Below are 26,604 nucleotides of genomic sequence, written 5' to 3'. Positions count from 1 at the left end.
GCGGGGCTTTTTTATGGCAAGATTTTTGGCTCAGAGACAACTTACAGGGAATTGTTTTGAACTCAGAACTCATTTGGGTTTTATCGCTGTTAGCGATGGCAGTGGTGTTATTCGCCACCGGAAAAGTGCGTATGGATGCGGTCGCTTTACTTGTGATTATTGCTTTTGTCCTCAGCGGCACACTCACTCTCAACGAAGCCTTCTCAGGTTTTAGTGATCCCAACGTTATCCTTATTGCTGCACTCTTTATTATCGGCGATGGCCTTGTACGCACGGGTGTAGCCACAAAAATGGGGGCATGGCTGGTGGATGTTGCGGGTAGCAGCGAAACCAAAATGCTGGTTTTGTTGATGCTCACCGTTGCAGGCCTTGGCGCATTTATGAGTTCGACGGGTGTGGTCGCGATATTTATCCCCGTGGTACTGAGTGTTTCGATGCGCATGAAAACCTCACCATCGCGCTTAATGATGCCGTTGAGTTTTGCGGGCTTAATTAGCGGCATGATGACGCTGGTCGCCACACCACCCAATCTGGTCGTAAACAGCGAACTGTTGCGCGAAGGGTTGCAGGGGTTCCATTTCTTCAGCGTGACTCCCATCGGCGTGGTCATTTTGCTGCTGGGCATAGGCTATATGCTGATTGCGCGTTTTGCCCTAAAAGGGCAGAACAAAGACGACGGCAAGCAAGACTGGCGCCGGCGTACTTTTCGCGATCTGATTAAAGATTACCGGCTGACTGGCCGTGCGCGTCGCTTGGCAATACGCCCTGGTTCGCCCATGGTTGGGCGCCGTCTTGATGATTTAAAATTGCGTGAGCGTTATGGCGCAAACGTGATTGGCCTTGAACGCTGGCGCAAATTCCGCCGGGTTATCGTCAACGTTACTGGTGTCACCGAATTTCGCGCTCGTGACGTGCTGTTGATTGATATGTCAGCTTCTGAAGTTGATCTGCGCGAATTTTGTAGCGAGCAAATGCTTGAGCCGATGGTTTTGCGCGGCGAGTATTTCTCGGACCAGGCGCTGGATGTTGGCATGGCCGAGGTTTCGTTAATCCCAGAATCCGAACTGATTGGGCAGACGCTGCGTGAAATAGGCTTCCGTACCCGTTACGGCCTGAACGTCGTTGGTTTACGTCGTAATGGCGAGGCGATGGAAGGGCTGTTGGTTGATGAGGCGCTACAGCTTGGCGATATCTTGCTGGTTGTCGGCGACTGGAAACTGATTAGCCAGTTACAGCAAAAAGGCCGCGATTTCCTGGTTCTCAATTTGCCAGTCGAAGAGGGCGAGGCGTCTCCAGCGCATAGCCAGGCACCCCATGCGATTTTCTGCCTGGCGTTGATGGTCGCCCTGATGCTGACGGACGAAATTCCTAACACCATCGCGGCCATTATTGCCTGTTTGCTGATGGGCAAGTTCCGCTGTATTGATATGGAAAGCGCGTATAAAGCAGTTCACTGGCCGAGTATTATTTTGATTGTCGGCATGATGCCTTTCGCCCTTGCACTGCAAAAAACGGGCGGGGTGGACTTGATTGTGAACGGGTTAATGAGCCTGGGCGGTGGCTACGGTCCGCATATGATGCTGATTTGCCTGTTTGTAATGTGCGCCGCGATTGGTTTGTTTATTTCAAACACCGCGACCGCGGTGTTAATGGCGCCTATTGCGTTGGCTGCGGCAAAATCGATGGGGGTTTCCCCTTATCCATTTGCCATGATCGTAGCACTTGCTGCCTCTGCTGCGTTTATGACTCCTGTGTCGTCACCCGTTAATACACTCGTTCTGGGGCCAGGAAATTATAAGTTCAGCGATTTTGTGAAGATGGGTGTGCCCTTTACGGTGATTGTTATGGTGGTGAGTGTGGTGATGGTGCCGATGTTATTCCCATTCTAAAACAACCCTCACCCCGCCCCTCTCCCTGAGAGAGAGGGGAGCACCAATCCGGATAATTCCCTCTCCTGGGGGAGAGGGTTAGGGTAAGGGCGCAATAATCAGAGTTAAAGCGGTGAGTCCTGGCTTATCTCATCGAGCGAAAGCTGGAAGCTTGGCACAAAGACATTCATGAAATAATCCATCTCTTCGCTGTGGCGGTCCGCCAGCGTTTTCTCAAGACGGCTTTTCGCCAGCAAAAACTCATTGTTCCCGGCAGAAAGCTCTTCAAGACATTTCAGATAAGCGCACAGCGCATCAGCCTGTTTGACGATTGCTCGTTCTTCATCGCTACTTTGATGTTCATCGATTAACGGCGCCCAGATATCGCGTAACTCTTCTGGCACCATATCGATCAACTTTTGCTGGGCAATTTTCTCAATGGCTTTGTATTCGTGAGCAATCTGCGAGTTGAAGTATTTAACAGGTGTTGGGAGATCACCCGTTAAGACTTCACTGACATCGTGATACATCGCCAGCAAAGCGACATGCTCGGCATTAATCTGCCCGTTAAATTTGCGGTTTTTAATCACAGCTAAAGCATGAGCGACCATCGCGACTTGCAGGCTATGCTCCGAAACGTTTTCGGTACGCACATTACGCATCAGCGGCCAACGATTGATTAATTTCAGACGTGAAAGGTGGGCAAAGAAATGGCTCTGGCTCATCGGTACACTCGGTATCAGTAGGGTGGATTCAGCTTACGCTTATCCACCCTTTGAAGCCAAAAATTACTGGTGGTAATGACCGAGGAAGCGTCCAAATTTTTGGATGGCTATTTCCAGCTCATCAACACGCGGTAAGGTCACGATACGTACGTGATCCGGCCACGGCCAGTTAAATGCTGTTCCTTGAACCAAAAGCACTTTTTCTTGCAATAAGAAATCCAGTACCATTTTTTGGTCGTCGTGGATGTTAAAGCGTTTAGCGTCGATTTTCGGGAACATATACAGCGCACCCTGCGGTTTCACACAGGAAACACCAGGAATATCGTTAATCAACTCCCAGGCACGGTTACGCTGTTCATACAGACGCCCACCTGGTGCGATAAATTCGCTGATACTCTGATAGCCACCCAACGCCGTCTGAATTGCATGCTGAGCAGGCACGTTCGCGCACAGACGCATCGACGCCAGCATCTCCAGCCCTTCGATATAACCTTTGGCGTGCTTCTTCGGCCCGTTGAGAACCATCCAGCCCTGGCGGAAGCCGGCAACACGATAAGTTTTCGACAGGCCATTAAAGGTCACGGTCAGCAGATCTGGGGCCAGTGCCGCAATTGAATGATGTTGTGCTGCGTCGTACAGAATCTTGTCGTAGATTTCATCAGCAAAAATAATCAAATTATGCTGACGCGCGATTTCCACCACTTCCAGCAGCAACTCTTTAGAGTAAACCGCGCCGGTTGGGTTGTTCGGGTTAATAATCACGATGCCGCGAGTTCGAGGTGTGATTTTAGCGCGAATATCATCAAGGTCCGGGAACCAGCCTGCTGACTCATCACATAAATAGTGAACGGCTTTACCACTCGAAAGCGAAACCGCCGCAGTCCATAAAGGGTAATCAGGGGCAGGGACCAGCATTTCATCGCCGCTGTTGAGCAATGCTTGCATTGATTGAACGATCAGCTCGGAAACACCGTTGCCGATGTAGATATCTTCAACTGTCACGTCCCGCATTTCACGTGCCTGATAATGCTGCATGATGGCTTTGCGAGCGGAGTAGAGCCCTTTCGAGTCGCAGTAACCCTGAGCCGTAGGCAGGTTACGAATCACATCGACAAGAATCTCATCCGGGGCATCAAAGCCAAAAGGCGCAGGATTGCCAATATTCAGCTTGAGGACTTTATTCCCTTCTTCTTCAAGACGCTTAGCCTCTTTGAGTACTGGGCCACGGATGTCATAACAGACGTTATCAAGTTTGCTGGATTTTTCGATAGGGGACATGAACCTGACCTTAAATGTTAGCGCCACTTCCTGCCGTGGAAGCGACCAGGCAACAATGTACTCCTGACACGCGCAGATTTGAAGGTTGTCGAAGCGTGGAAACGCAATTAATCTTTTAAAGGTAAGGAAAGTGAAAAAATGAACTGAATAGCAATTTTGCGGCGTTATATTCTGTAGGTTGTTCATTATGCGATAAAAAATATAACTAACGGTGTTATTTCTGATTCAATTAACTGCCTGATCGCAGCGATTGTAGTGAGTGATGCTGATCGTTTTGCGTATTAAATTGAGTAATAGTTAAGGAAAATTGAATATTCATGCTTAAGGTTAAAGTGAATGCATTAACGGGAGTTAATAATATGTATGTAAAATTAACTGGGAATGTGATTTATATAAACAATGAATAGAGTTAAGTTGCTTCTGTTTACATCAGAAGCCATCTGAAGCTTTAGTGTTTACTCAACTGAAGAATGAATTAAAAAAATAGAATGAGATCAGATAATTCGCAACAAAAGTTATGACTTACTACGATTTACGGTAAGATACGCTACTGAAAATGGTAAGTACTTTTGCTGAATATTACGTAACCTTATGTTTTATTGCTGGTTCGTATATGGCCGTTATGACCTGGCAATTGCCAGCATAGTGCAGTGGCTAAAAGTGCGTTTTCATCATACGTATCCCTCGTTGTCACAGTAAGTTGAATAAATAAAACTCAGTATTGAACTGGATTTACAATAATTACTCAGTTTTAATTTAAGTGACTAGTACGTTAAGACGAATGTTTGTATGTTGTTTGTGTCGGTATAATATCTCCAGGAATACGTGCGTCACATTATTGATTCACGTAAGTCTGAATGCATGAAAATAAAAAAAGTCAGAACGGCTGTCAGGATGACGGTGCTCTCCCTCAGGAGACGTTCTGTAAAAGGGAATTGCTTTATCTTTTTGATAAATCACAGCAATAAAACTAAGGCAGACTCGTAAGAGCAACCTACTAGTGAAAAAAATATGATTAACGCAAATCGTCCGATACTTAATCTCGACCTCGATCTGCTGAGGACTTTTGTCGCCGTAGCGGATCTGAATACTTTTGCGGCAGCAGCCGTTGCGGTTTGCCGTACTCAATCGGCTGTTAGCCAGCAGATGCAGCGTCTGGAACAGTTAGTAGGGAAAGAGCTTTTTGCTCGTCATGGCCGTAACAAGCTTTTGACAGAGCACGGTATTCAGCTTCTGGGTTATGCGCGAAAAATTCTGCGTTTTAATGATGAAGCATGTACATCGTTAATGTTTAGCAATTTACAAGGTGTGCTGACTATCGGTGCATCTGATGAAACCGCGGATACTATCCTGCCATACCTGCTTAACCGGATAAGCTCTGTCTATCCTAAGCTGGCGTTGGATGTGCGCGTTAAACGTAACCCGTTTATGGCCGAAATGCTCAACCAGCAGGAAGTTGATTTGGTTGTCACTACGGCGAAACCGGAACATTTTGAGTCCATTGTTTTACGTACTTCGCCGACGTTATGGTACTGCGCTGCGGATTATGTATTCCAGAAAGGTGAAACAGTACCTTTAGTCATGCTCGACGATCCGAGCCCTTACCGCGATATGATGCTTGAGCATTTGAACGCAGAGCGCATTCCGTGGCGCATTGCTTATGTTGCTTCAACGCTATCTGCTGTGCGCGCCGCGGTGAAAGCTGGCCTGGGTGTGACGGCTCGTCCTGTAGAAATGATGAGCCCTGAGCTGCGCGTGCTGGGTGCTGTCGATGGCTTGCCATTGATACCGGATACGGAATATCTGTTGTGCCGTAATCTGCAAACCAGTAACGATTTAGCGCAGGCCATCTTTAGTGCTCTGGAATCTAACCCAAATCCATATCGCTATCTGCCTTCAACTGATGAAGATGATGGCACTGTGTTAATGGAACGTGATTTCGAATAGCACCACCCGATTTGTTCGTAACAAAATATGAAATTCTAAAATAGGTCATTGAGGCTGTTTTTCGTCTCAATGGCTTGTTTTTTAATCAGTGCAAGTTGTATTTATTGCTAATTTGTAAAAACATGTTTTAAAACAAACGACTTCATTCCTCCCTTGTTATCAGCCTTCTGCACCTTTTCTGCGAATCAACTCCTGTTTAAATGTTAAAAAACACGCTGCAATGTTGTTGGTTTTTGATATGGATTAACAAAAGCGTGTCTCAGATCAAGAAAATACTTCCTAATGGGGGGATGAATAGTTGAGATTTCCTGCCAAAATAGAGCAGTAGTTATTTTTTTCCTCCTTAACGGACACGATTCACCTTCATTAAAAACGAGTTAGTAACCTGACGTTACCAGCTTTTAACGCACTAAATGTTAATGAACTTGGGTTGATGTAAATTAATGTGTGGATACTTTTGTTAAAGTTGACAAAAGGTTATAGAAAGGAGTAAAAAACCCCATCAATTTGCTGGTAAAGTTTTGATTCCGGCAGTTATTGTAAGGTTTATTGTTCCTCCCCATGAATCGATGTGGTGTTCATCTGCCAGCAAGAGCAGAGACTTTGGCGCCACTTTTGATGAGTAAGCAATGAGTATGTCAACATCCACTGAAGTTATCGCTCACCATTGGGCGTTCGCAGTCTTTCTTATTGTTGCCATAGGCCTGTGTTGCGTAATGCTTCTCGGGGCCTGGTTCCTTGGCGGGAGAGCTAAGGGTCGGCACAAAAACACTCCCTTCGAGTCAGGTATTGACTCAGTTGGTACAGCGCGCTTACGCCTATCTGCCAAGTTTTACCTGGTTGCCATGTTCTTCGTTATTTTTGACGTGGAAGCCTTGTATCTCTATGCGTGGTCAGTTTCTATCCGTGAAAGCGGATGGGTAGGTTTCGTTGAGGCCGCAATTTTCATTTTAGTGCTACTGGCAGGCCTGGTGTATCTGGTGCGTATTGGCGCGCTTGATTGGACTCCTGCGCGTTCGCGCCGTGCCCAAATCAACCCGGAAACCGACAGTATTACTAACCGTCATACGCAAGATGCTCTAAAGAATTCGGATTACAGCAAGGCGGCAAGCGAGTAAATCCCATGAGCTTACTTAGGTAAGTAATTGGGGTTTATGAACGCAGCCAACACCGCTGTAAATTGAATTATAACGAGCATAAAATGAGGCAATAAGATGGACTATACGCTCACCCGCATAGACCCCGACGGTGAGAACGACCGTTACCCCCTGCAAAAACAGGAGATCGTAACCGATCCTCTTGATCAAGAAATCAACCGTAGTGTGTACATGGGCAAGCTCGAACATGCCATGCACGATATGGTGAACTGGGGGCGTAAAAACTCAATTTGGCCTTATAACTTTGGCCTTTCTTGCTGCTACGTTGAGATGGTGACCTCGTTTACCGCCGTACATGACGTGGCACGTTTTGGTGCCGAAGTACTGCGTGCTTCTCCGCGTCAGGCCGATCTGATGGTTATTGCAGGGACCTGCTTTACCAAAATGGCTCCCGTCATTCAGCGCCTTTATGACCAAATGCTTGAGCCAAAATGGGTTATCTCGATGGGTGCCTGCGCCAACTCAGGCGGCATGTACGACATCTATTCCGTCGTGCAGGGTGTGGATAAATTCCTGCCTGTCGATGTTTACATCCCAGGTTGTCCACCGCGTCCGGAAGCTTACATGCAGGCTCTGATGCTGCTGCAAGAATCCATTGGTAAAGAGCGTCGTCCACTGTCTTGGGTGGTTGGTGATCAGGGCGTGTATCGCGCCAACATGCAATCAGAGCGCGAGCGTAAACGCGGCGAGCGTATTGCAGTCACTAATCTTAGGTCGCCAGACGAGATTTAATTTGCGCCTGTGGTCCGCGTGAGTTTACTTCGCATATCAATAATATTAGCGCGAAGCCGCTGACCGACAGTCACCACGTACCATTTGCAATGGTGAGAATTATGACCGATTTAACCGCGCATGATGCCAACCAGGAAGCCTGGCAAACCCGTGACCATTTAGATGATCCGGTTATTGGCGAACTGCGTAACCGTTTTGGGCCGGATGCCTTTACTGTTCAGCCAACCCGTACCGGTGTTCCGGTGGTCTGGGTTAAGCGCGAACAGTTACTGGAAATTGTCGACTTCTTAAAAAGACTACCGAAACCCTTCGTCATGTTGTTTGACCTGCATGGCATGGACGAACGTCTTCGCACTCACCGCAACGGTTTACCGGCTGCGGATTTTTCCGTTTTCTACCACCTGATTTCCATCGATCGCAACCGCGATATCATGCTCAAGGTGGCGCTGTCTGAAAACGACCTGAACGTGCCAACAATTACCAAACTGTTCCCGAACGCTAACTGGTATGAGCGTGAAACCTGGGAAATGTTTGGCATCACCTTTAATGGTCACCCGCACCTGACGCGCATCATGATGCCATCAACGTGGGAAGGCCATCCGCTGCGTAAAGACTACCCGGCGCGTGCCACCGAGTTCGATCCGTTTGAATTGACCAAACAGAAAGAAGACCTCGAGATGGAAGCGTTGACCTTCAAGCCTGAAGAGTGGGGCATGAAGCGCAGCAGCGAGCATGAAGATTTCATGTTCCTAAACCTCGGTCCAAACCACCCATCCGCGCATGGTGCATTCCGTATCGTTCTGCAACTCGACGGTGAAGAGATTGTCGATTGCGTACCGGACATCGGTTACCACCACCGTGGCGCTGAGAAAATGGGTGAGCGTCAGTCCTGGCACAGCTACATTCCGTATACCGACCGTATCGAATACCTCGGCGGCTGCGTAAACGAAATGCCATACGTGCTGGCGGTTGAAAAACTGGCGGGTATCAAGGTTCCTGAACGTGTAGACGTTATTCGCGTCATGTTGTCCGAACTGTTCCGTATTAACAGCCACTTGCTGTACATCTCTACGTTTATTCAGGACGTGGGCGCGATGACTCCGGTGTTCTTCGCCTTTACCGACCGTCAGAAAATCTATGACCTGGTCGAAGCGATTACCGGTTTCCGTATGCACCCGGCCTGGTTCCGTATCGGCGGTGTGGCACATGACTTGCCAAACGGCTGGGAGCGCTTGCTAAAAGAGTTCCTCGACTGGATGCCAAAACGTCTGGATTCCTACGAGAAAGCAGCACTGCGTAACACCATTTTGAAAGGTCGTTCACAGGGCGTTGCTGCTTACGGTAAGAAAGAAGCGCTAGAGTGGGGCACTACCGGTGCTGGCCTGCGCGCAACGGGTGTTGATTTCGATATCCGTAAAGCTCGTCCTTACTCTGGTTATGAAAACTTCGACTTCGAAATCCCGGTCGGCGGTGGCATCAGTGACTGCTACACCCGTGTGATGCTGAAAGTTGAAGAGCTTCGCCAGAGTTTGCGCATTCTTGAGCAGTGCCTGAAAAACATGCCTGCTGGCCCGTTCAAAGCTGACCACCCGCTGACAACGCCGCCGCCGAAAGAGCGCACGCTGCAACATATCGAGACCCTGATCACTCACTTCCTGCAGGTTTCGTGGGGCCCGGTTATGCCGGCTAACGAATCCTTCCAGATGATTGAGGCGACCAAAGGGATTAACAGTTACTACCTGACCAGCGACGGCAGCACTATGAGCTACCGTACCCGTATTCGTACCCCGAGCTTTGCGCACTTGCAGCAAATCCCGTCGGCGATCCGCGGCAGTCTGGTTTCTGACCTGATTGTCTATCTGGGTAGTATCGATTTTGTAATGTCTGATGTGGATCGCTAACTATGCACGATAAACAACAACCCCAGGCAGAAGCCTTTGAGCTGAGTCAAGTCGAGCGTGATGCGATTGAGCACGAAAAACATCATTACGAAGATGCTCGCGCAGCTTCTATTGAAGCGCTGAAAATTGTTCAGAAACAGCGTGGCTGGGTGCCTGACGGCGCTATTTATGCCATCGCTGAAGTTCTGGGCATTCCAGCCAGCGACGTAGAAGGTGTTGCCACATTCTATAGTCAGATCTTCCGCCAGCCGGTTGGTCGCCACGTGATTCGCTATTGCGACAGCGTGGTTTGCCACATTACTGGCTATCAGGGCATTCAGTCTGCTATTGAAGCAAAACTGGACATCAAACCGGGTCAAACCACGTTTGATGGTCGCTTTACCCTGCTGCCAACCTGCTGTCTGGGTAACTGCGACAAAGGGCCGACCATGATGATTGATGAGGACACTCACAGCTATCTGACGCCGGAAGCAATCCCTGATTTGCTGGAGCAGTATAAATGAAGACGATTATTCGTACTGCCGAAACCCATCCGCTGACCTGGCGGTTGCGTGATGACAAACAGCCTGTCTGGCTGGATGAATATCGCAGCAAAAACGGCTACGAAGGGGCGCGTCTTGCGTTGACAGGCCTGGCACCAGACGAAGTCGTGAATCGCGTTAAAGACTCCGGCCTGAAAGGGCGCGGCGGTGCGGGCTTTTCCACTGGTTTGAAGTGGAGCCTGATGCCGAAAGACGAGTCCATGAACATCCGTTACCTGCTGTGTAACGCCGATGAAATGGAACCCGGCACCTATAAAGACCGTTTGCTGATGGAGCAACTGCCGCACCTTTTGGTGGAAGGCATGCTGATTTCTGCATTCGCGCTGAAAGCCTACCGCGGTTACATCTTCCTGCGCGGTGAGTACATCGAAGCTGCTGTGCATTTGCGCCGCGCGATTGCTGAAGCAACCGAAGCAGGTTTGCTGGGCAAAAACATTCTCGGTTCTGGTTTTGATTTTGAGCTTATCGTGCACACCGGTGCTGGGCGTTATATCTGTGGTGAAGAAACCGCATTGATTAACTCCCTGGAAGGCCGCCGCGCTAACCCTCGTTCAAAACCACCATTCCCGGCCTCAAGCGGCGTGTGGGGTAAACCAACGTGTGTTAATAACGTTGAAACTCTGTGCAACGTGCCAGCGATTCTGGCCAACGGCGTGGAATGGTATCAGGGCATTTCGACCAGCAAAGATGCTGGCACCAAGCTGATGGGCTTCTCCGGGCGTGTGAAAAACCCAGGTGTCTGGGAATTACCGTTCGGTACCACCGCACGTGAGATTCTTGAAGAATATGCCGGTGGTATGCGTGATGGCCTGAAATTCAAAGCCTGGCAGCCGGGCGGGGCAGGGACAGACTTCCTGACCGAATCGCATCTTGACCTGCCGATGGAATTCGAAAGCATCGGTAAAGCGGGAAGTCGTTTAGGTACGGCGCTGGCGATGGCGGTTGACCATGAAATTGGTATGGTTCCGTTGGTGCGCAATCTGGAAGAGTTCTTTTCCCGTGAATCTTGCGGCTGGTGTACACCTTGCCGTGATGGCCTGCCGTGGAGTGTGAAAATTCTGCGTGCGCTGGAGCGTGGCGAAGGCCAGCCTGGGGATATCGAGACACTTGAGCAACTGTGTCGTTTCCTCGGTCCGGGTAAAACCTTCTGTGCGCATGCGCCAGGTGCGGTTGAGCCATTACAGAGTGCGATTAAATATTTCCGCGACGAATTCGAAGCAGGCATTGCCAAACAAGATTTCGGTAACACGCGTGCCATTGCTGGCATCCAACCGAACTTATTAAAAGCGCGCTGGTAACACCTGGCAATACTGAGTTTGCAGGTTAAAAATTTTATAATTAATGCCTAAAGAGTAATCAAGAATTTCGTGCTGAGGCAAGGCGGCAAAGGAGTGAATCCTTGGGAGTTTAGTTAACTAAATGACCAGGGTGAGCGAGAGCAGCCAACGCAACCGCAGTGTGAAAGACGAAGATTATTCGGGCCAACTGGAAGCATGCTGACTATGGCTACGATACATGTAGACGGCAAAGAATATGAGGTAAACGGGTCAGACAACCTGCTGCAAGCATGTCTGTCGCTCGGCCTTGATATTCCTTATTTTTGCTGGCACCCGGCGCTTGGTAGCGTCGGTGCTTGCCGCCAGTGCGCGGTGAAGCAATATCAGAACGCAGAAGATCTTCGTGGCCGCCTGGTGATGTCATGTATGACACCTGCCTCTGACGGTACGTTCATCTCTATTGATGACAGCGAAGCAAAAGAGTTCCGTGAAAGCGTCGTGGAATGGTTGATGACTAACCACCCACACGACTGCCCGGTATGTGAAGAAGGCGGCAACTGCCACCTGCAAGATATGACGGTAATGACCGGTCATAGCTTCCGTCGCTACCGTTTCACCAAGCGTACTCACCGTAATCAGGACCTCGGCCCGTTCATCTCTCACGAAATGAACCGCTGCATCGCTTGTTACCGCTGTGTGCGTTACTACAAAGATTATGCTGACGGCACCGATTTGGGTGTTTACGGCGCTCACGACAACGTCTACTTCGGCCGCCCTGAAGACGGCACGCTTGAGAGCGAATTCTCCGGTAACCTGGTAGAAATCTGCCCGACCGGTGTATTCACTGATAAAACTCACTCCGAGCGTTATAACCGTAAGTGGGATATGCAGTTCGCCCCAAGCATTTGCCAGCAGTGCAGCATCGGCTGTAACACAAGCCCTGGTGAGCGTTACGGTGAATTGCGTCGTATCGAAAACCGTTACAACGGCACCGTGAACCACTACTTCCTATGTGACCGTGGCCGCTTCGGTTATGGCTACGTCAACCTGAAGGATCGTCCACGCCAGCCGATCCAGCGCCGTGGCGACGATCTGATCACGCTGAACGCTGAACAAGCGATGCAGGGCGCGGCAGATATTCTGCGCCAGTCGAAGAAAGTGATCGGTATCGGATCCCCACGTGCCAGCGTCGAAAGCAACTTCGCGCTGCGTGAGCTGGTGGGTGCGGATAACTTCTACACCGGTATCGCAACGGGCGAACAAGCGCGTCTGCAACTGATGCTGAAAGTGCTGCAAGAAAGTGGCATTCACACTCCGGCACTGCGTGAAATCGAAACCTACGATGCGGTTCTGGTTTTAGGCGAAGACATTACACAAACAGGTGCGCGCGTTGCACTGGCTGTGCGTCAGGCTGTTAAAGGCAAATCACGTGAAATGGCAGCAGCACAGAAAGTCGCTGACTGGCAGATTGCGGCGATCATGAACATTGGCCAGCACGCGAAACACCCGCTGTTTGTCACCAATATCGACAGCACTCGTCTGGATGATATCGCCGCATGGACTTACCGTGCGCCGGTTGAAGATCAGGCACGTCTGGGCTTTGCGGTTGCTCACGCGTTGGATAGCAGTTCCCCAGCTGTTGAACTTGATCGTGACCTGAAAAATAAAGTCGACGTGATTGTTCAAGCGCTGGCGGGTGCGAAAAAACCATTGATCGTATCCGGTACTAACGCCGGAAGCGAAGCGGTGATTCAGGCTGCGGCAAACGTGGCTAAAGCACTGAAAGGCCGTGGTGCCGATGTTGGTATCACTATGGTTGCTCGCGCAGTCAACAGTGTTGGGCTAGGCCTTATCGGCGGTGGTTCTCTTGAAGAAGCACTGAGCGAACTGGAAAGCGGTTCTGCCGATGCGGTAGTCGTGCTGGAAAACGATCTGCATCGCCATGCCTCTGCTGCACGTGTTGACGCAGCACTTTCTAAAGCGCCGCTGGTGATGGTTATCGACCATCAACGCACGGCTATTATGGACAAAGCACACCTGGTGCTTTCCACCGCAAGCTTTGCCGAAAGCGACGGTACGGTGATTAACAACGAAGGCCGCGCACAGCGCTTCTTCCAGGTTTATGACCCGTCTTACTATGACCAGTCCATTGTGATGCTGGAAAGCTGGCGCTGGTTGCATTCTCTGCACAGCACCGTTCAAAGCCGTGAAGTGGACTGGACGCAGCTTGACGATGTTATCGATGCTTGTGTGAAAGCGCTGCCGCAACTGGCCGGGATTAAAGATGCGGCACCTGATGCCAGCTTCCGTATCCGTGGTCAGAAACTGTCGCGTTCTCCAATCCGCTCCAGTGGCCGTACGGCTATGCGCGCTAACATCAGCGTGCACGAACCACGCCAGCCGCAGGATAAAGACACGATGTTCGCCTTCTCAATGGAAGGGAACAACAGCCCACTTGCGAACCGCCAGCAAATTCCATTTGCATGGGCACCAGGCTGGAACTCACCGCAGGCATGGAACAAATTCCAGGCCGAAGTGGGTGGCAACCTGCGCCATGGTGACCCGGGTGTGCGTCTGATTGAAGCCTCCGAAACGGGGATTGATTTCTTCACCGACGTGCCAGAAACCTTCCAGGCGGAAGACGGGAAGTGGCGTATTGCGCCTTATTACCATCTGTTTGGTAGCGATGAAATGTCACAACGTTCTCCGGTCTTCCAGAGCCGTATGGCTGAGCCGTATATCAAGCTGAACCCGGCTGATGCTGCAAAACTGGGCGTGAACGCCGGAAGCCTGATTTCGTTTAGCTATGAAGGCCAGACGCTGAGTCTGCCGCTGCAACTTTCCGAAGGTCTGGCGGCAGGGCAGGTTGGTTTACCGATGGGGATGCCTGGCATTGCTCCGGTACTGGCGGGTGCTCGTCTTGAAAATCTTCAGGAGGCTGGCCAATGAGTTGGTTAACACCGGATGTTATCGACATTCTGCTGAGCATTCTCAAGGCTGTCGTTATCTTGCTGGTCGTGGTGACATGCGGCGCGTTCATGAGTTTCGGTGAGCGTCGTTTGCTGGGCCTGTTCCAGAACCGTTACGGACCTAACCGTGTTGGCTGGGGCGGCTCGCTCCAGTTAGTCGCGGACATGATCAAAATGTTCTTTAAAGAAGACTGGACCCCGCGCTTTGCGGACCGCGTCATCTTTACCCTGGCACCGATGATTGCCTTCACCTCGATGCTGCTGGCCTTTGCGATTGTGCCAGTTAGCCCGAACTGGGTGGTTGCCGACCTGAACATTGGTATTTTGTTCTTCCTGATGCTGGCTGGCCTCGCGGTTTACGCGGTGTTGTTCGCTGGCTGGTCAAGTAACAACAAATACTCGCTGTTGGGTGCGATGCGTGCTTCCGCGCAGACACTCAGCTACGAAGTGTTCCTCGGTCTTTCCCTGATGGGCGTTGTTGCGCAGGCGGGTTCGTTTAATATGGGCGATATCGTTGATAACCAGGCTAACCTGTGGAACGTGATTCCGCAGTTCTTCGGCTTTGTTACCTTCGCCATCGCAGGCGTTGCGGTTTGTCACCGTCACCCATTTGACCAACCTGAAGCGGAACAAGAACTGGCAGATGGTTACCACATCGAATACTCAGGCATGAAATTCGGCCTGTTCTTCGTGGGTGAGTACATCGGCATCGTTACCGTTTCAGCTCTGATTGTCACCCTGTTCTTTGGTGGCTGGCATGGCCCGTGGTTACCACCGTTCATCTGGTTTGCGCTGAAAACTGCGTTCTTCATGATGATGTTCATTTTGATTCGTGCATCGTTGCCTCGTCCGCGTTATGACCAGGTGATGTCGTTTGGCTGGAAAATTTGCCTGCCGCTGACACTGATCAATCTGCTGGTGACCGCCGCGGTCATTCTCTATCAGGCACCATAAGGGGTGAAAAAACCATGACATTGAAAGAGTTAGCGGTTGGTTTCGGCACCCAGGTACGCAGTATCTGGATGATTGGTCTGCACGCGTTTGCCAAACGTGAAACGCAGATGTATCCGGAAGAGCCAGTCTATTTACCGCCGCGCTACCGTGGCCGTATTGTGCTGACGCGCGATCCGGACGGTTCAGAGCGCTGTGTTGCTTGTAACCTGTGTGCGGTTGCCTGCCCGGTTGGTTGTATTTCGCTGCAAAAAGCAGAAACGAAAGATGGCCGCTGGTATCCAGAATTCTTCCGCATCAACTTCTCGCGCTGCATTTTCTGTGGCTTGTGCGAAGAAGCGTGCCCGACCACGGCCATTCAGCTCACTCCAGATTTCGAACTGGGCGAGTTTAAGCGCCAGGATTTGGTGTACGAAAAAGAGGACCTGTTGATCTCCGGTCCGGGCAAATACCCGGAATATAACTTCTACCGGATGGCAGGTATGGCAATCGACGGCAAAGATAAGGGCGAAGCAGAAAACGAAGCTAAGCCTATCGACGTCAAAGGCCTATTACCTTAAAGGAGCAAGGCAATGGAATTCGCTTTTTATATTTGCGCAATCATCGCGGTTGGGACCACCTTAAGGGTGATCACGCATACCAACCCGGTGCATGCCTTGCTGTATCTGATCATCTCACTGCTGGCTATCTCCGGGGTGTTCTTCTCCCTGGGGGCTTACTTTGCCGCAGCGCTTGAGATTATCGTTTACGCCGGCGCCATCATGGTGTTGTTCGTCTTTGTGGTCATGATGCTAAACCTTGGCGGCGCGGTTGTTGAGCAAGAGCGTCAGTGGCTGAAACCGCAGTTGTGGATTGGCCCTGGTGTTTTGTCTGCCGTGCTGCTTGCGGTGCTGGTGTACGCGATCATGGGTCTGAATGACCAGGGTATCGACGGAACATCTATCAGCGCTAAACAAGTGGGTATCGCACTGTTTGGGCCGTACGTTCTGGCAGTGGAATTAGCCTCAATGCTGCTGTTGGCGGGTCTGGTTGTGGCATTCCACCTTGGTCGTGAAGATCGCCCAGGTGAAGTGCTGAGCAACCGTCAGGCTGACCAGGCTGTGAAAAGAAAAACGGAGGAGCACGTATGATTCCGCTGCAACATGGACTTATCCTCGCGGCTATCTTGTTCGTACTGGGGCTGACGGGGCTTGTGATTCGTCGCAACCTGCTTTTCATGCTGATTAGCCTGGAAGTGATGATTAACGCCGCGGCCCTTGCATTTGTGGTCGCTGGCAGTTACTGGGGCCAGGCTGATGGCCAGGTGATGTATATTCTTGCGATTAGCTTAGCTGCCGCCGAAGCCAGTATTGGCCTCGCACTGTTATTGCAGCTCCATCGTCGTCGCCAGAGCCTGAATATCGATTCAGTAAGTGAGATGCGTGGATGAACCTTCTCTGGTTAACCATTCTTTTGCCTTTTATTGGCTTTTTATTGTTGGCGTTCTCTCGCGGTCGTTGGTCAGAAAACCTTTCTGCCACGGTTGGGGTCGGCTCAATCGGTCTTGCAGCCTTAGTGACTGCAATTGTCGGGGTTGATTTCTTTAACAATGGAAGAGAAGCGTTTACCCAGCCGTTATGGACTTGGATGTCAGTTGGTGATTTTAATATCGGCTTCAACCTGATCCTCGACGGTTTGTCATTGACCATGCTGTCGGTGGTGACTGGCGTTGGTTTCCTGATCCACATGTACGCTTCCTGGTATATGCGTGGGGAAGAGGGCTACTCCCGCTTCTTCGCTTACACCAACCTGTTTATTGCCAGCATGGTCGTGCTGGTGCTTGGCGATAACCTGCTGTTGATGTATCTGGGTTGGGAAGGCGTAGGTCTGTGCTCGTATCTGCTGATTGGTTTCTACTATACCGATCCGAAGAACGGCGCAGCGGCCATGAAAGCGTTTGTTGTAACCCGCGTGGGCGACGTGTTCCTCGCTTTCGCACTGTTCATTCTTTACAACGAACTGGGCACGCTGAACTTCCGCGAAATGGTTGAGCTGGCACCGCAGCACTTTGCGGCTGGCAACCAAATGCTGATGTGGGCAACCCTGATGCTGTTAGGCGGCGCGGTAGGTAAATCTGCTCAGTTGCCGTTGCAGACCTGGCTTGCGGATGCGATGGCAGGCCCAACGCCTGTTTCAGCGCTGATCCACGCAGCGACCATGGTTACCGCCGGTGTCTACCTGATTGCTCGTACTCACGGCCTGTTCCTGTTAACGCCGGAAGTGCTGCATTTAGTGGGCATTGTCGGTGCTGTCACGCTGGTAATGGCGGGTTTTGCTGCTCTGGTGCAAACCGATATCAAACGTGTGCTTGCGTACTCGACCATGAGCCAGATTGGCTACATGTTCCTGGCGCTGGGCGTACAAGCTTGGGATGCGGCGATTTTCCACCTGATGACACACGCCTTCTTCAAAGCGTTGCTGTTCCTGTCATCAGGCTCGGTGATTCTTGCCTGCCACCACGAACAAAACATTTTCAAAATGGGTGGTCTGCGTAAGTCCATTCCACTGGTGTATATCTGCTTCCTGGTCGGTGGTGCAGCCTTGTCTGCGTTGCCACTCATTACTGCTGGCTTCTTCAGTAAAGATGAGATTCTGGCCGGTGCGATGGCGAATGGTCATGTGAACCTGATGGTTGCAGGTCTGGTCGGTGCGTTTATGACCTCACTGTACACCTTCCGTATGATCTTCATCGTCTTCCACGGTAAAGAGCAGATTCACGCGCATGCGCTCAAAGGCATTACTCACAACCTGCCGCTGATTGTGCTGCTGGTGTTGTCCACTTTCGTGGGGGCCATGATTGTTCCGCCATTAGCGGGCGTCCTGCCAGCAACCACTGAGCTTGCGCACGGTAGCGTGCTGACCCTGGAGATCACTTCAGGCATTGTGGCTATCGCCGGGATTCTGATTGCAGCATGGCTGTGGCTGGGCAAACGTACGCTAGTAACAGCGATTGCCAACAGCGCTCCGGGCCGCTTCTTCGGTACCTGGTGGTTCCATGCCTGGGGCTTCGACTGGCTGTACGATAAAGTCTTTGTTAAGCCATTCCTGGGTATCGCCTGGTTGATTAAGAGCGATCCGCTGAATTCACTGATGAACATTCCGGCAGTACTTTCCCGCTTTGCAGGTCGTGGCCTGTTGGTGAGTGAAAACGGTTATCTGCGCTGGTATGTGGCATCAATGAGTATCGGTGCGGTGGTCGTATTGGGCCTGCTGCTGGTCTTGCGCTAAGTATTTAAGAGTTAAGTGAATTTTCTCTGAGAATTCGTTGAAAATTAGGTCCTGAAAAACAGGCGTCATCGGCGAAGTCAGACTGAACACCGCCAGCGCGGAGCAACCGGATCGTACTTGAGTACGTGAGGATTGCGAGCACTGCCGGGGTTCGGTATGACGAGCAAGATAGCCTGAACTGGACTTTAACAAGGATATTTATTGCCATGCTATTACCCTGGCTGATACTAATCCCGTTTATTGGCGGCTTCCTCTGCTGGCAGACTGAACGCTTCGGCGTAAAAGTGCCGCGTTGGATTGCGTTGGTAACGATGGGACTGACACTGGCTCTCTCTTTGCAACTGTGGTTAGCCGGTGGCTACACACTGACGCAATCCGCAGGTTTGCCGCAGTGGCAGTCTGAATTTGTTTTGCCGTGGATCCCACGCTTTGGGATTGAAATCCATCTGGCGCTGGATGGCCTGTCACTGCTGATGGTCGTATTGACCGGTCTGCTTGGTGTGCTGGCGGTACTCTGTTCCTGGAATGAAATCGAAAAATATCAGGGCTTCTTCCACCTCAACCTGATGTGGATCCTCGGTGGCGTTATCGGCGTGTTCCTTGCCATCGACATGTTCCTGTTCTTCTTCTTCTGGGAAATGATGCTGGTGCCGATGTACTTCCTGATTGCACTGTGGGGCCACAAAGCCTCCGACGGGAAGACGCGTATTACCGCTGCAACCAAGTTCTTCATCTATACCCAGGCAAGCGGCCTGGTGATGTTGATTGCGATTCTTGGCTTGGTATTCGTGCACTACAACGCAACAGGCGTGTGGACGTTTAACTACGAACTGTTGCTGCACACCCCAATGTCCCACGGTGTTCAATGGTTGCTGATGCTGGGCTTCTTTATCGCGTTTGCGGTGAAAATGCCAGTGGTGCCATTGCACGGCTGGTTGCCAGACGCGCACTCCCAGGCACCAACGGCGGGTTCTGTTGACCTCGCAGGTATCTTGCTGAAAACTGCGGCCTACGGCCTGCTGCGTTTTGCGCTGCCACTGTTCCCGGAAGCTTCCGCTGAATTTGCACCAATCGCTATGTGGTTGGGTGTTATCGGCATCTTCTACGGTGCGTGGATGGCCTTCGCACAAACTGATATCAAACGCCTGATTGCTTACACTTCTGTTTCCCACATGGGCTTCGTGTTGATTGCCATTTATACCGGCAGCCAACTGGCGTACCAGGGTGCGGTGATTCAGATGATTGCTCACGGTCTGTCTGCGGCCGGTATGTTCATCATCTGCGGCCAGATTTACGAGCGTCTGCACACTCGTGATATGCGTCTGATGGGCGGTCTGTGGAATAAAATCAAATGGCTGCCAGGTTTGTCGCTGTTCTTCGCGGTGGCAACATTGGGTATGCCGGGCACTGGTAACTTTGTTGGCGAATTTATGATTCTGTTCGGCAGCTTCCATGTCGTACCAATGATTACCATTATCTCTACTTTCGGGCTGGTCTTTGCCTCTGTTTATTCTCTGGCGATGATACATCGTGCGTACTTCGGGAAAGCAAAAAGCGAAATCAGTGATAAACAACTGGCAGGCATGTCGCTGCGCGAGTTCTTTATCATCCTGTTGCTGGTGGTGTTGTTAGTCCTGCTGGGCTTCTACCCGCAGCCAATTCTGGATACTTCGCACGCCGCGATGAGCAATATTCAGCAGTGGTTTACCAGTTCAATTCCAACTACAAGGCCGTAATTCGCCATGACTATAACTCCTCAACAATTGATCGCGCTGCTACCGCTGCTCGTCGTCGGATTGACGGTGGTGGTTGTGATGCTCTCCATAGCGTGGCGACGCGACCATTTTGTCAATGCAACACTGGCAGTAATTGGCCTTAACGCCGCACTCGTTTCACTGTGGTTTGTGGGTCAGGCTGGAGCGATGGACGTCACGCCGTTGATGCGCGTTGATGGTTTTGCCATGCTCTACACCGGGTTGGTTCTGCTGGCGAGTCTGGCAACCTGTACGTTTGCTTATCCGTGGCTTCAGGGTTACACCGATAACCGCGAAGAGTTTTACCTGCTGGTGCTGATCGCGGCACTGGGCGGTATTCTGCTGGCAAACGCCAACCACCTGGCCGCATTGTTCCTGGGTATTGAGCTGATTTCTCTGCCGTTATTCGGTTTGATTGGTTACGCTTTCCGCCAGAAACGTTCGCTTGAAGCCAGTATCAAATACACTATTTTGTCTGCCGCAGCCTCTTCATTCCTGCTGTTCGGTATGGCGCTGGTGTATGCAGAGTCTGGCGACCTGTCGTTTGTGAGCCTCGGTAAGAGCCTTGCAGACAACATGCTGCACGAACCGCTGCTGCTGGCGGGTCTGGGTCTGATGATCGTTGGTCTTGGCTTTAAACTGTCACTGGTTCCATTCCACTTGTGGACACCAGATGTTTACCAGGGCGCACCGGCTCCGGTTTCCACTTTCCTGGCAACCGCCAGCAAAATCGCCATCTTTGGTGTGGTGATGCGTCTGTTCCTCTATGCGCCAGTCGGCGATAGCGAAGCTGTTCGCGTAGTGCTGGGCATTATCGCCTTTGTTTCCATTATCTTCGGAAACCTGATGGCGCTGAGCCAGACTAATATCAAGCGTCTGCTTGGTTACTCGTCTATCTCACACCTCGGTTATTTGATGGTGGCGTTGATTGCGCTGCAAAGCGGCACTATGTCGATGGAAGCGGTAGGTGTTTATCTGGCAGGTTACCTGTTCAGCAGCCTCGGCGCGTTCGGCGTGGTCAGCCTGATGTCCAGCCCGTACCGTGGCCCGGATGCAGATTCGCTGTACTCCTATCGTGGTCTGTTCTGGCACAAGCCCATTTTGTCTGCGGTCATGACCGTGATGATGCTGTCACTGGCAGGTATCCCAATGACGCTCGGCTTTATCGGTAAGTTCTACATCATCGCGGTGGGTGTTCAGTCTCACCTGTGGTGGCTGACTGGTGCTGTGGTGCTGGGTAGTGCGATTGGTTTGTACTACTACCTGCGCGTGACGGTGAGTTTGTACCTGAACGCACCGCAACAGCCTGGCCGTGATGCACCGACTAACTGGGCATTCACTGCCGGCGGTGTTGTGGTTCTGATCTCTGCTGTGCTGGTGTTGTTGCTGGGTGTTTACCCACAACCGCTCATCACGCTGGTGCGTATGGCAACACCGATGATGTAGTTACAACCCGACCTGTGAAAGGGCTGCCCAACAGGGTGGCCCTTTTTGTTTTATGGGCTTGCTACACTTAAGTGAACATTTTCAAACGTGCGGGTGTCTATCTTGCGCCAGGTAATTAAATATGGAGTTGTATGGCCACGCATCTGGTCTGGTTTCGTAATGATTTACGGGTGAATGACAACCTGGCACTGGCTGCGGCGTGTCGTGACCCTCACGCGCGCGTGGTCGCCATTTTTATCGCAACTGCGCATCAATGGCGGCAACATGAAATGTCGCCTCGCCAGGCTGAATTCATCTGGTTGCATCTGCAAAGTCTGCATACCTCTCTTGCTGATCGCGGTATCGAACTGTTTATCCACCAGGTTGATGGTTTTGATGAGTCAGTCGAATGCCTGAATACGTTCTGTGAAGCGCAGCAAGTCGACGCACTGTTTTACAACTATCAGTATGAGCTCAATGAGCGGCGGCGTGATGCGGCTGTTGAAAAGGCATTTGGCAGCAACGTGATTTGCCAGGGCTTTGATGATAGCGTTTTATTGCCGCCGGGTAGCGTAACCACCGGCAATCACGAGATGTACAAAGTCTTCACGCCGTTTAGTAAAGCGTTCATCAAGCGGCTGCGCGAAGCATTACCAGAGTGCGTTACGGCCCCGAAAATCCGTGGGGTTATCTTGCCGGAAACGAACAAACTCACGGTCTTTGATTATCCCCGCCAGCCTGTCGATGAACGCCTGTTCCCCATTGGTGAACAGCAGGCGATTAACCAGTTGCGCCAGTTCTGCCGACAACCGGTAGCCGATTACCATGAGCTGCGTGATTTCCCGGCCGTCGACGGAACCAGCCGTTTATCGGCTTATCTGGCGATTGGCGTGCTGTCGCCGCGACAGTGCTTACACCGCTTACTGAAAGAACACCCGCAGGCGCTGGAAGGTGGTGCAGGGGCGATATGGCTAAACGAGCTTATCTGGCGCGAGTTCTACCGCCATTTGCTGGTGGCGTACCCAAAACTTTGTCGCCATCAGCCATTTATCCCATGGACAGATAACGTTGCCTGGCGGCAAGATGAAACACAGTTCATCGCCTGGCAGCAGGGCTGTACCGGTTTTCCCATCGTGGATGCGGCGATGCGGCAACTGAACAAAACCGGCTGGATGCACAACCGCTTACGCATGGTGGTGGCGAGCTTTTTGGTGAAAGATTTATTAATCGACTGGCGGTGCGGTGAACGCTACTTTATGTCACAACTGATTGATGGGGATCTGGCCGCAAACAATGGCGGCTGGCAATGGGCGGCATCTACCGGAACTGATGCCGCGCCATATTTTCGTATTTTCAACCCGACCACCCAGGGTGAGCGTTTTGACGCGAAAGGTGAGTTTATCCGCCAGTGGCTGCCTGAATTGAGTTCTGTGCCTGATAAATATATTCACACACCGTGGGTTTGGGCGGATAAACAGCCACTGACGCTGGACTATCCACGCCCCATTGTTGACCATAAACAAGCACGTATTGCGACACTCGCCGCTTATGAAGTGGCCCGTAAATCTGAAGAGAAATAAGATGAAAAATAGCGAACTGGAACGCCTGATTAACGAAAAACTCAACAGCGCTGCGATCAGCGATTACGCGCCAAATGGTTTACAGGTCGAAGGGCGTGAAGAAGTCCGCAAAATCGTTACCGGCGTGACTGCAAGTCAGGCACTCATTGACGAGGCGATACGTCTGGAAGCAGACGCAGTGATTGTTCACCATGGCTACTTCTGGAAAGGTGAGTCTCCGGTGATTCGCGGTATGAAACGTAACCGCCTGAAAGCGCTGCTGGCTAACGATATCAATCTCTTCGGCTGGCATTTGCCGCTTGATGCGCATCCACAACTGGGTAATAACGCGCAGCTTGGTGCGTTGTTGGGCATTGAAACCAAAGGGGAAGTTGAGCCGCTGGTGCCGTGGGGTGAGTTTCCAACACCGCTTTCTGGCGTAGAACTGGCTTCATGGATTGAGATGCGCCTTGGGCGCACGCCGTTGTGGTGTGGTGATACCGGCGCTGAACAAATTCGCCGTGTGGCCTGGTGTACCGGTGGTGGGCAAAACTTTATTGATAGCGCAGCCCGATTCGGCGTAGATGCATTTATTACTGGCGAAGTTTCAGAGCAGACAATCCATTCGGCACGTGAGCAGGGCCTGCATTTCTATGCGGCCGGGCATCATGCTACCGAACGTGGTGGTATCCAGGCACTGAGTGACTGGCTGAACTCTGAAACCGATTTAGACGTGACATTCATCGATATTCCTAATCCGGCATAACGCCAGCCCAAGGAGCAAAAGTGCAAAGAGCGCGGTGTTATTTGTTAGGTGAAAGTGCAGTGGTTCTGGAGCTGGAACCGCCTTTATCGCTGGAAAGCCAGCAACGAATCTGGGGATTAACCCAACGACTGATGGAAGCGCCTGCGGTTTCAGAAGTGATTCCCGGCATGAACAACATCACAGTCGTGTTACGCGAGCCGCAAAGTCTTGCGCTGGATGGTATTGAACGGATTCAGCGCTGGTGGGAAGAAAGCGAGGCGATGGTGGCTGAATCACGTCGCATTGAAATCCCTGTGACTTACGGCGGCGATTGCGGCCCGGATTTACGGGAAGTCGCGGAACATTGCGGGTTAACGCCACGCCAGGTCGTGGAGCAGCATTCAGCGGCGGATTATGTGGTCTATTTCCTCGGCTTCCAGCCAGGGTTTGCTTATCTCGCCGGGCTTGCACCCACGCTTGCTACGCCGCGGCGTGCTGAGCCACGTTTGATGGTTCCCGTGGGCTCCGTTGGAATCGGTGGCAGTCAGACGGGCATTTACCCGCTGGCGACCCCCGGCGGCTGGCAGATAATCGGCCAGACATCCGTTAAGTTATTTAACCCTAAAGATGAAAAACCAACGCTATTGGCGCCGGGTGATACCGTCCGTTTTGTGCCTCAAAAGGAGGGCGTGTGCTGAAAATAATTCGTGCCGGGATGCACATGTCAGTGCAGGACACAGGGCGTTACGGATACCGACAGTTGGGCGTTAGCCGCTGCGGCGCGCTTGATAACCCTGCGTTGCAAATCGCCAATATACTGGTGGGTAATGCGCCTGATAGCGCCGCGCTGGAAATCACGCTCGGCCACTGTGTTGTTGAATTTACCCAGGATGGCTGGTTTGCGTTAACGGGCGCTGGCTGCCACGCAGAACTGGATGGCCACGCCGTCTGGACTGGCTGGCGGTTGCCCGTGAAAGCGGGTCAACAATTAAAACTTAAAGCACCCGATCGCGGAATGCGCAGCTATCTTGCTGTCGCGGGTGGGCTGGATGTTCCTGAGGTTTTAGGCTCTTTTAGTACCGACCTGAAAGCACAAATTGGTGGTTTCGCGGGCCGTTTGCTAAAAGATGGGGATGAAATCCCTCTGCTGCCCACAACCCGACATTTCCGCGAAGCGCGGGGTGTGAAACAACTGTTGTGGGGCAACCGTGTCAGGGCGCTGGCAGGGCCGGAATACCATGAATTTACCCAAACCTCGCAAGATGTTTTCTGGCGTCTGCCGTGGCAGTTAAGCCCGCAAAGTAACCGTATGGGTTATCGCTTGCAGGGCCAGCATCTTGAGCGCAACACTGACCGCGAGCTGCTGTCCCATGGTTTATTGCCGGGTGTGGTTCAGGTGCCGCACAACGGGCAACCTATCGTGCTGATGAACGATGCGCAGACCACGGGCGGTTACCCAAGGATCGCCTGTGTTATCGAAGCGGATATGTTTAATCTGGCACAGTTACGACTCGGCGAACCCGTCCATTTCGTGCAGTGCACGCTGGAAGAAGCGCTTAAAGCACGCCGGGAACAGCAAATTTATCTCGAGCAATTGGCGTGGCGGTTGAATAACGAAGACTGATTTTCAGGGATAATGTGATGCCAGAAGGCCCGGAAATACGACGAGCGGCAGATAAACTCGAAGCCGCGGTTTTAGGTAAGCCTATCACTGCGGCCTGGTTTGCCTTTCCAGCTTTAAAAGCGTTTGAACAGGCACTTGTCGGCCAACACGTCGAGCGCATCGAAACGCGCGGTAAAGCGTTACTGACGCATTTTTCTGACGGATTAACACTCTACAGCCACAACCAGCTTTACGGCGTGTGGCGTGTGGTAAATGCAGGGGAAATGCCGGAAACCACCCGTGTGTTACGCGTTAAATTGCAGACACCCGATAAAGCTATTTTGCTCTATAGCGCCTCGGACATTGAAATGCTGGATGCGGAGGGGTTGGCGAGCCATCCGTTTTTGCTCCGCGTTGGCCCGGATGTGTTAGATCTCACTCTGAGTGCCGAGCAGGTGAAAGAACGATTATTGTCGGCAAGATTTCGCAAGCGGCAGTTCAGCGGTCTGTTGTTGGATCAGGCATTTCTGGCTGGATTAGGAAACTATCTGCGCGTTGAAATTCTTTGGGCGGTGGGTTTACTGGCGCAGCATAAAGCGCAGGATTTAACCCCCGAACAACTCGATAAACTGTCGCATGCGCTGTTGGATATTCCGCGACATTCCTACAATACGCGGGGGAATGTCGATGAAAATAAGCATCATGGGGCGATTTTTAGCTTTAAGGTGTTTCATCGTGCAGGGCAGAAGTGCGAACGCTGCGGCGGCATAATCGAGAAAACAATGCTTTCCTCCAGACCATTTTATTGGTGCCCAGGTTGTCAGCATTAAACAATCCTGAACAATGCGTTTATCTCATTTGGCAGAGATCGGGTATATTGTGATGCTGATCACAAAAAAATCTT

General features: G+C 51.5%; 22 protein-coding genes. 20 read left to right on the top strand and 2 right to left on the bottom strand.

All coding sequences use genetic code 11. The features are described 5' to 3' along the window. Nucleotides 1-56: 56 nt before the first annotated feature. On the top strand, nucleotides 57-1,889 hold the full coding sequence (locus M975_RS12610) for an SLC13 family permease (protein WP_064559911.1): 1,833 nt from the start codon (nucleotides 57-59) through the stop codon (nucleotides 1,887-1,889). A gap of 104 nt (nucleotides 1,890-1,993) precedes the next feature. Here the strand turns inward: M975_RS12610 and yfbR are convergent, their stop codons facing one another. Then, complete coding sequence (gene yfbR, locus M975_RS12605) at nucleotides 1,994-2,593, bottom strand: 5'-deoxynucleotidase (protein WP_064559909.1); 600 nt, start codon at nucleotides 2,591-2,593, stop codon at nucleotides 1,994-1,996. Between the two features lie 63 nt (nucleotides 2,594-2,656). Further along, complete coding sequence (alaA, locus tag M975_RS12600) at nucleotides 2,657-3,871, bottom strand: alanine transaminase AlaA (RefSeq protein WP_064559907.1); 1,215 nt, start codon at nucleotides 3,869-3,871, stop codon at nucleotides 2,657-2,659. Between the two features lie 1,011 nt (nucleotides 3,872-4,882). Here alaA and lrhA point away from each other — a divergent pair. From lrhA to nei, 19 genes are all read left to right on the top strand, one after another. Further along, on the top strand, nucleotides 4,883-5,818 hold the full coding sequence (gene lrhA, locus M975_RS12595) for a transcriptional regulator LrhA (protein ID WP_064559905.1): 936 nt from the start codon (nucleotides 4,883-4,885) through the stop codon (nucleotides 5,816-5,818). A 629-nt stretch (nucleotides 5,819-6,447) separates the two neighbouring features. Next, entirely contained in the window at nucleotides 6,448-6,936 is a 489-nt protein-coding gene (gene nuoA / locus M975_RS12590) for an NADH-quinone oxidoreductase subunit NuoA (protein WP_064559903.1), read from the top strand. Between the two features lie 96 nt (nucleotides 6,937-7,032). Then, nucleotides 7,033-7,707: a NuoB/complex I 20 kDa subunit family protein gene (locus tag M975_RS12585; RefSeq protein ID WP_064512680.1), complete on the top strand. Its 675-nt coding sequence runs from the start codon at nucleotides 7,033-7,035 to the stop codon at nucleotides 7,705-7,707. Nucleotides 7,708-7,796: 89 nt separating this feature from the next. Then, nucleotides 7,797-9,608 carry an NADH-quinone oxidoreductase subunit C/D gene (nuoC, locus tag M975_RS12580; RefSeq protein ID WP_157093376.1) on the top strand — a complete coding sequence of 604 codons (1,812 nt, stop codon included), beginning with the start codon at nucleotides 7,797-7,799 and terminating at the stop codon, nucleotides 9,606-9,608. Nucleotides 9,609-9,610: 2 nt separating this feature from the next. Then, the gene (nuoE, locus tag M975_RS12575) at nucleotides 9,611-10,111 is read left to right on the top strand and encodes an NADH-quinone oxidoreductase subunit NuoE (protein ID WP_064559899.1); all 501 of its coding nucleotides are present in this window, start codon (nucleotides 9,611-9,613) and stop codon (nucleotides 10,109-10,111) included. Further along, nucleotides 10,108-11,448: an NADH-quinone oxidoreductase subunit NuoF gene (gene nuoF / locus M975_RS12570; protein ID WP_064559897.1), complete on the top strand. Its 1,341-nt coding sequence runs from the start codon at nucleotides 10,108-10,110 to the stop codon at nucleotides 11,446-11,448. The genes nuoE and nuoF overlap by 4 nt, the downstream gene beginning before the upstream one ends. A 204-nt stretch (nucleotides 11,449-11,652) precedes the next feature. Beyond that, entirely contained in the window at nucleotides 11,653-14,376 is a 2,724-nt protein-coding gene (gene nuoG / locus M975_RS12565; protein WP_064559895.1) for an NADH-quinone oxidoreductase subunit NuoG, read from the top strand. After that, nucleotides 14,373-15,350: an NADH-quinone oxidoreductase subunit NuoH gene (nuoH, locus tag M975_RS12560; protein WP_064559893.1), complete on the top strand. Its 978-nt coding sequence runs from the start codon at nucleotides 14,373-14,375 to the stop codon at nucleotides 15,348-15,350. Before nuoG ends, nuoH begins: the two co-directional genes overlap by 4 nt. A gap of 14 nt (nucleotides 15,351-15,364) precedes the next feature. Next, nucleotides 15,365-15,907 carry an NADH-quinone oxidoreductase subunit NuoI gene (nuoI, locus tag M975_RS12555; RefSeq protein WP_064559891.1) on the top strand — a complete coding sequence of 181 codons (543 nt, stop codon included), beginning with the start codon at nucleotides 15,365-15,367 and terminating at the stop codon, nucleotides 15,905-15,907. A 12-nt stretch (nucleotides 15,908-15,919) separates the two neighbouring features. After that, nucleotides 15,920-16,477, top strand: coding sequence for an NADH-quinone oxidoreductase subunit J (gene nuoJ / locus M975_RS12550; protein WP_064559890.1), 558 nt, complete (start codon nucleotides 15,920-15,922; stop codon nucleotides 16,475-16,477). Beyond that, complete coding sequence (gene nuoK / locus M975_RS12545; RefSeq protein WP_034458791.1) at nucleotides 16,474-16,776, top strand: NADH-quinone oxidoreductase subunit NuoK; 303 nt, start codon at nucleotides 16,474-16,476, stop codon at nucleotides 16,774-16,776. The genes nuoJ and nuoK overlap by 4 nt, the downstream gene beginning before the upstream one ends. After that, a complete protein-coding gene (nuoL, locus tag M975_RS12540; protein ID WP_064559888.1) occupies nucleotides 16,773-18,614 on the top strand; it encodes an NADH-quinone oxidoreductase subunit L in 1,842 nt (613 codons plus the stop codon). The genes nuoK and nuoL overlap by 4 nt, the downstream gene beginning before the upstream one ends. Before the next feature lie 206 nt (nucleotides 18,615-18,820). Continuing rightward, a complete protein-coding gene (gene nuoM, locus M975_RS12535; RefSeq protein ID WP_064559886.1) occupies nucleotides 18,821-20,350 on the top strand; it encodes an NADH-quinone oxidoreductase subunit M in 1,530 nt (509 codons plus the stop codon). Nucleotides 20,351-20,356: 6 nt separating this feature from the next. Next, the gene (gene nuoN, locus M975_RS12530; RefSeq protein ID WP_064559884.1) at nucleotides 20,357-21,814 is read left to right on the top strand and encodes an NADH-quinone oxidoreductase subunit NuoN; all 1,458 of its coding nucleotides are present in this window, start codon (nucleotides 20,357-20,359) and stop codon (nucleotides 21,812-21,814) included. Between the two features lie 131 nt (nucleotides 21,815-21,945). Next, nucleotides 21,946-23,373, top strand: coding sequence for a deoxyribodipyrimidine photo-lyase (gene phrB, locus M975_RS12525; RefSeq protein WP_064559882.1), 1,428 nt, complete (start codon nucleotides 21,946-21,948; stop codon nucleotides 23,371-23,373). 1 nt (nucleotide 23,374) lies between these two features. Then, entirely contained in the window at nucleotides 23,375-24,118 is a 744-nt protein-coding gene (locus M975_RS12520) for a type 2 GTP cyclohydrolase I (protein WP_064559880.1), read from the top strand. A 20-nt stretch (nucleotides 24,119-24,138) separates the two neighbouring features. Further along, a complete protein-coding gene (pxpB, locus tag M975_RS12515; protein ID WP_064559878.1) occupies nucleotides 24,139-24,795 on the top strand; it encodes a 5-oxoprolinase subunit PxpB in 657 nt (218 codons plus the stop codon). Beyond that, nucleotides 24,789-25,721 (top strand): 5-oxoprolinase subunit PxpC, encoded by a 933-nt coding sequence (gene pxpC, locus M975_RS12510; RefSeq protein WP_064559876.1) that lies wholly within the window; start codon nucleotides 24,789-24,791, stop codon nucleotides 25,719-25,721. Before pxpB ends, pxpC begins: the two co-directional genes overlap by 7 nt. A 17-nt stretch (nucleotides 25,722-25,738) precedes the next feature. Then, nucleotides 25,739-26,530, top strand: a complete 792-nt coding sequence (gene nei, locus M975_RS12505; protein WP_064559875.1) for an endonuclease VIII — start codon at nucleotides 25,739-25,741, stop codon at nucleotides 26,528-26,530. The last annotated feature ends 74 nt before the right edge of the window (nucleotides 26,531-26,604 follow it).

This window comes from Buttiauxella brennerae ATCC 51605 (genome assembly GCF_001654925.1).
Classification (GTDB): Bacteria; Pseudomonadota; Gammaproteobacteria; order Enterobacterales; family Enterobacteriaceae; genus Buttiauxella; species Buttiauxella brennerae.
This window is presented reverse-complemented; position numbering and strand designations above follow the sequence as displayed.

Excerpts from the sequence above, each read along its gene's own strand:
- yfbR (WP_064559909.1), bottom strand. The coding sequence starts at position 2,593 with ATGAGCCAGAGCCATTTCTTTGCCCACCTTTCACGTCTGAAATTAATC.
- alaA (WP_064559907.1), bottom strand. The coding sequence starts at position 3,871 with ATGTCCCCTATCGAAAAATCCAGCAAACTTGATAACGTCTGTTATGAC.
- lrhA (WP_064559905.1), top strand. The coding sequence starts at position 4,883 with ATGATTAACGCAAATCGTCCGATACTTAATCTCGACCTCGATCTGCTG.
- nuoA (WP_064559903.1), top strand. The coding sequence starts at position 6,448 with ATGAGTATGTCAACATCCACTGAAGTTATCGCTCACCATTGGGCGTTC.
- M975_RS12585 (WP_064512680.1), top strand. The coding sequence starts at position 7,033 with ATGGACTATACGCTCACCCGCATAGACCCCGACGGTGAGAACGACCGT.
- nuoC (WP_157093376.1), top strand. The coding sequence starts at position 7,797 with ATGGTGAGAATTATGACCGATTTAACCGCGCATGATGCCAACCAGGAA.
- nuoE (WP_064559899.1), top strand. The coding sequence starts at position 9,611 with ATGCACGATAAACAACAACCCCAGGCAGAAGCCTTTGAGCTGAGTCAA.
- nuoF (WP_064559897.1), top strand. The coding sequence starts at position 10,108 with ATGAAGACGATTATTCGTACTGCCGAAACCCATCCGCTGACCTGGCGG.
- nuoG (WP_064559895.1), top strand. The coding sequence starts at position 11,653 with ATGGCTACGATACATGTAGACGGCAAAGAATATGAGGTAAACGGGTCA.
- nuoH (WP_064559893.1), top strand. The coding sequence starts at position 14,373 with ATGAGTTGGTTAACACCGGATGTTATCGACATTCTGCTGAGCATTCTC.
- nuoI (WP_064559891.1), top strand. The coding sequence starts at position 15,365 with ATGACATTGAAAGAGTTAGCGGTTGGTTTCGGCACCCAGGTACGCAGT.
- nuoJ (WP_064559890.1), top strand. The coding sequence starts at position 15,920 with ATGGAATTCGCTTTTTATATTTGCGCAATCATCGCGGTTGGGACCACC.
- nuoK (WP_034458791.1), top strand. The coding sequence starts at position 16,474 with ATGATTCCGCTGCAACATGGACTTATCCTCGCGGCTATCTTGTTCGTA.
- nuoL (WP_064559888.1), top strand. The coding sequence starts at position 16,773 with ATGAACCTTCTCTGGTTAACCATTCTTTTGCCTTTTATTGGCTTTTTA.
- nuoM (WP_064559886.1), top strand. The coding sequence starts at position 18,821 with ATGCTATTACCCTGGCTGATACTAATCCCGTTTATTGGCGGCTTCCTC.
- nuoN (WP_064559884.1), top strand. The coding sequence starts at position 20,357 with ATGACTATAACTCCTCAACAATTGATCGCGCTGCTACCGCTGCTCGTC.
- phrB (WP_064559882.1), top strand. The coding sequence starts at position 21,946 with ATGGCCACGCATCTGGTCTGGTTTCGTAATGATTTACGGGTGAATGAC.
- M975_RS12520 (WP_064559880.1), top strand. The coding sequence starts at position 23,375 with ATGAAAAATAGCGAACTGGAACGCCTGATTAACGAAAAACTCAACAGC.
- nei (WP_064559875.1), top strand. The coding sequence starts at position 25,739 with ATGCCAGAAGGCCCGGAAATACGACGAGCGGCAGATAAACTCGAAGCC.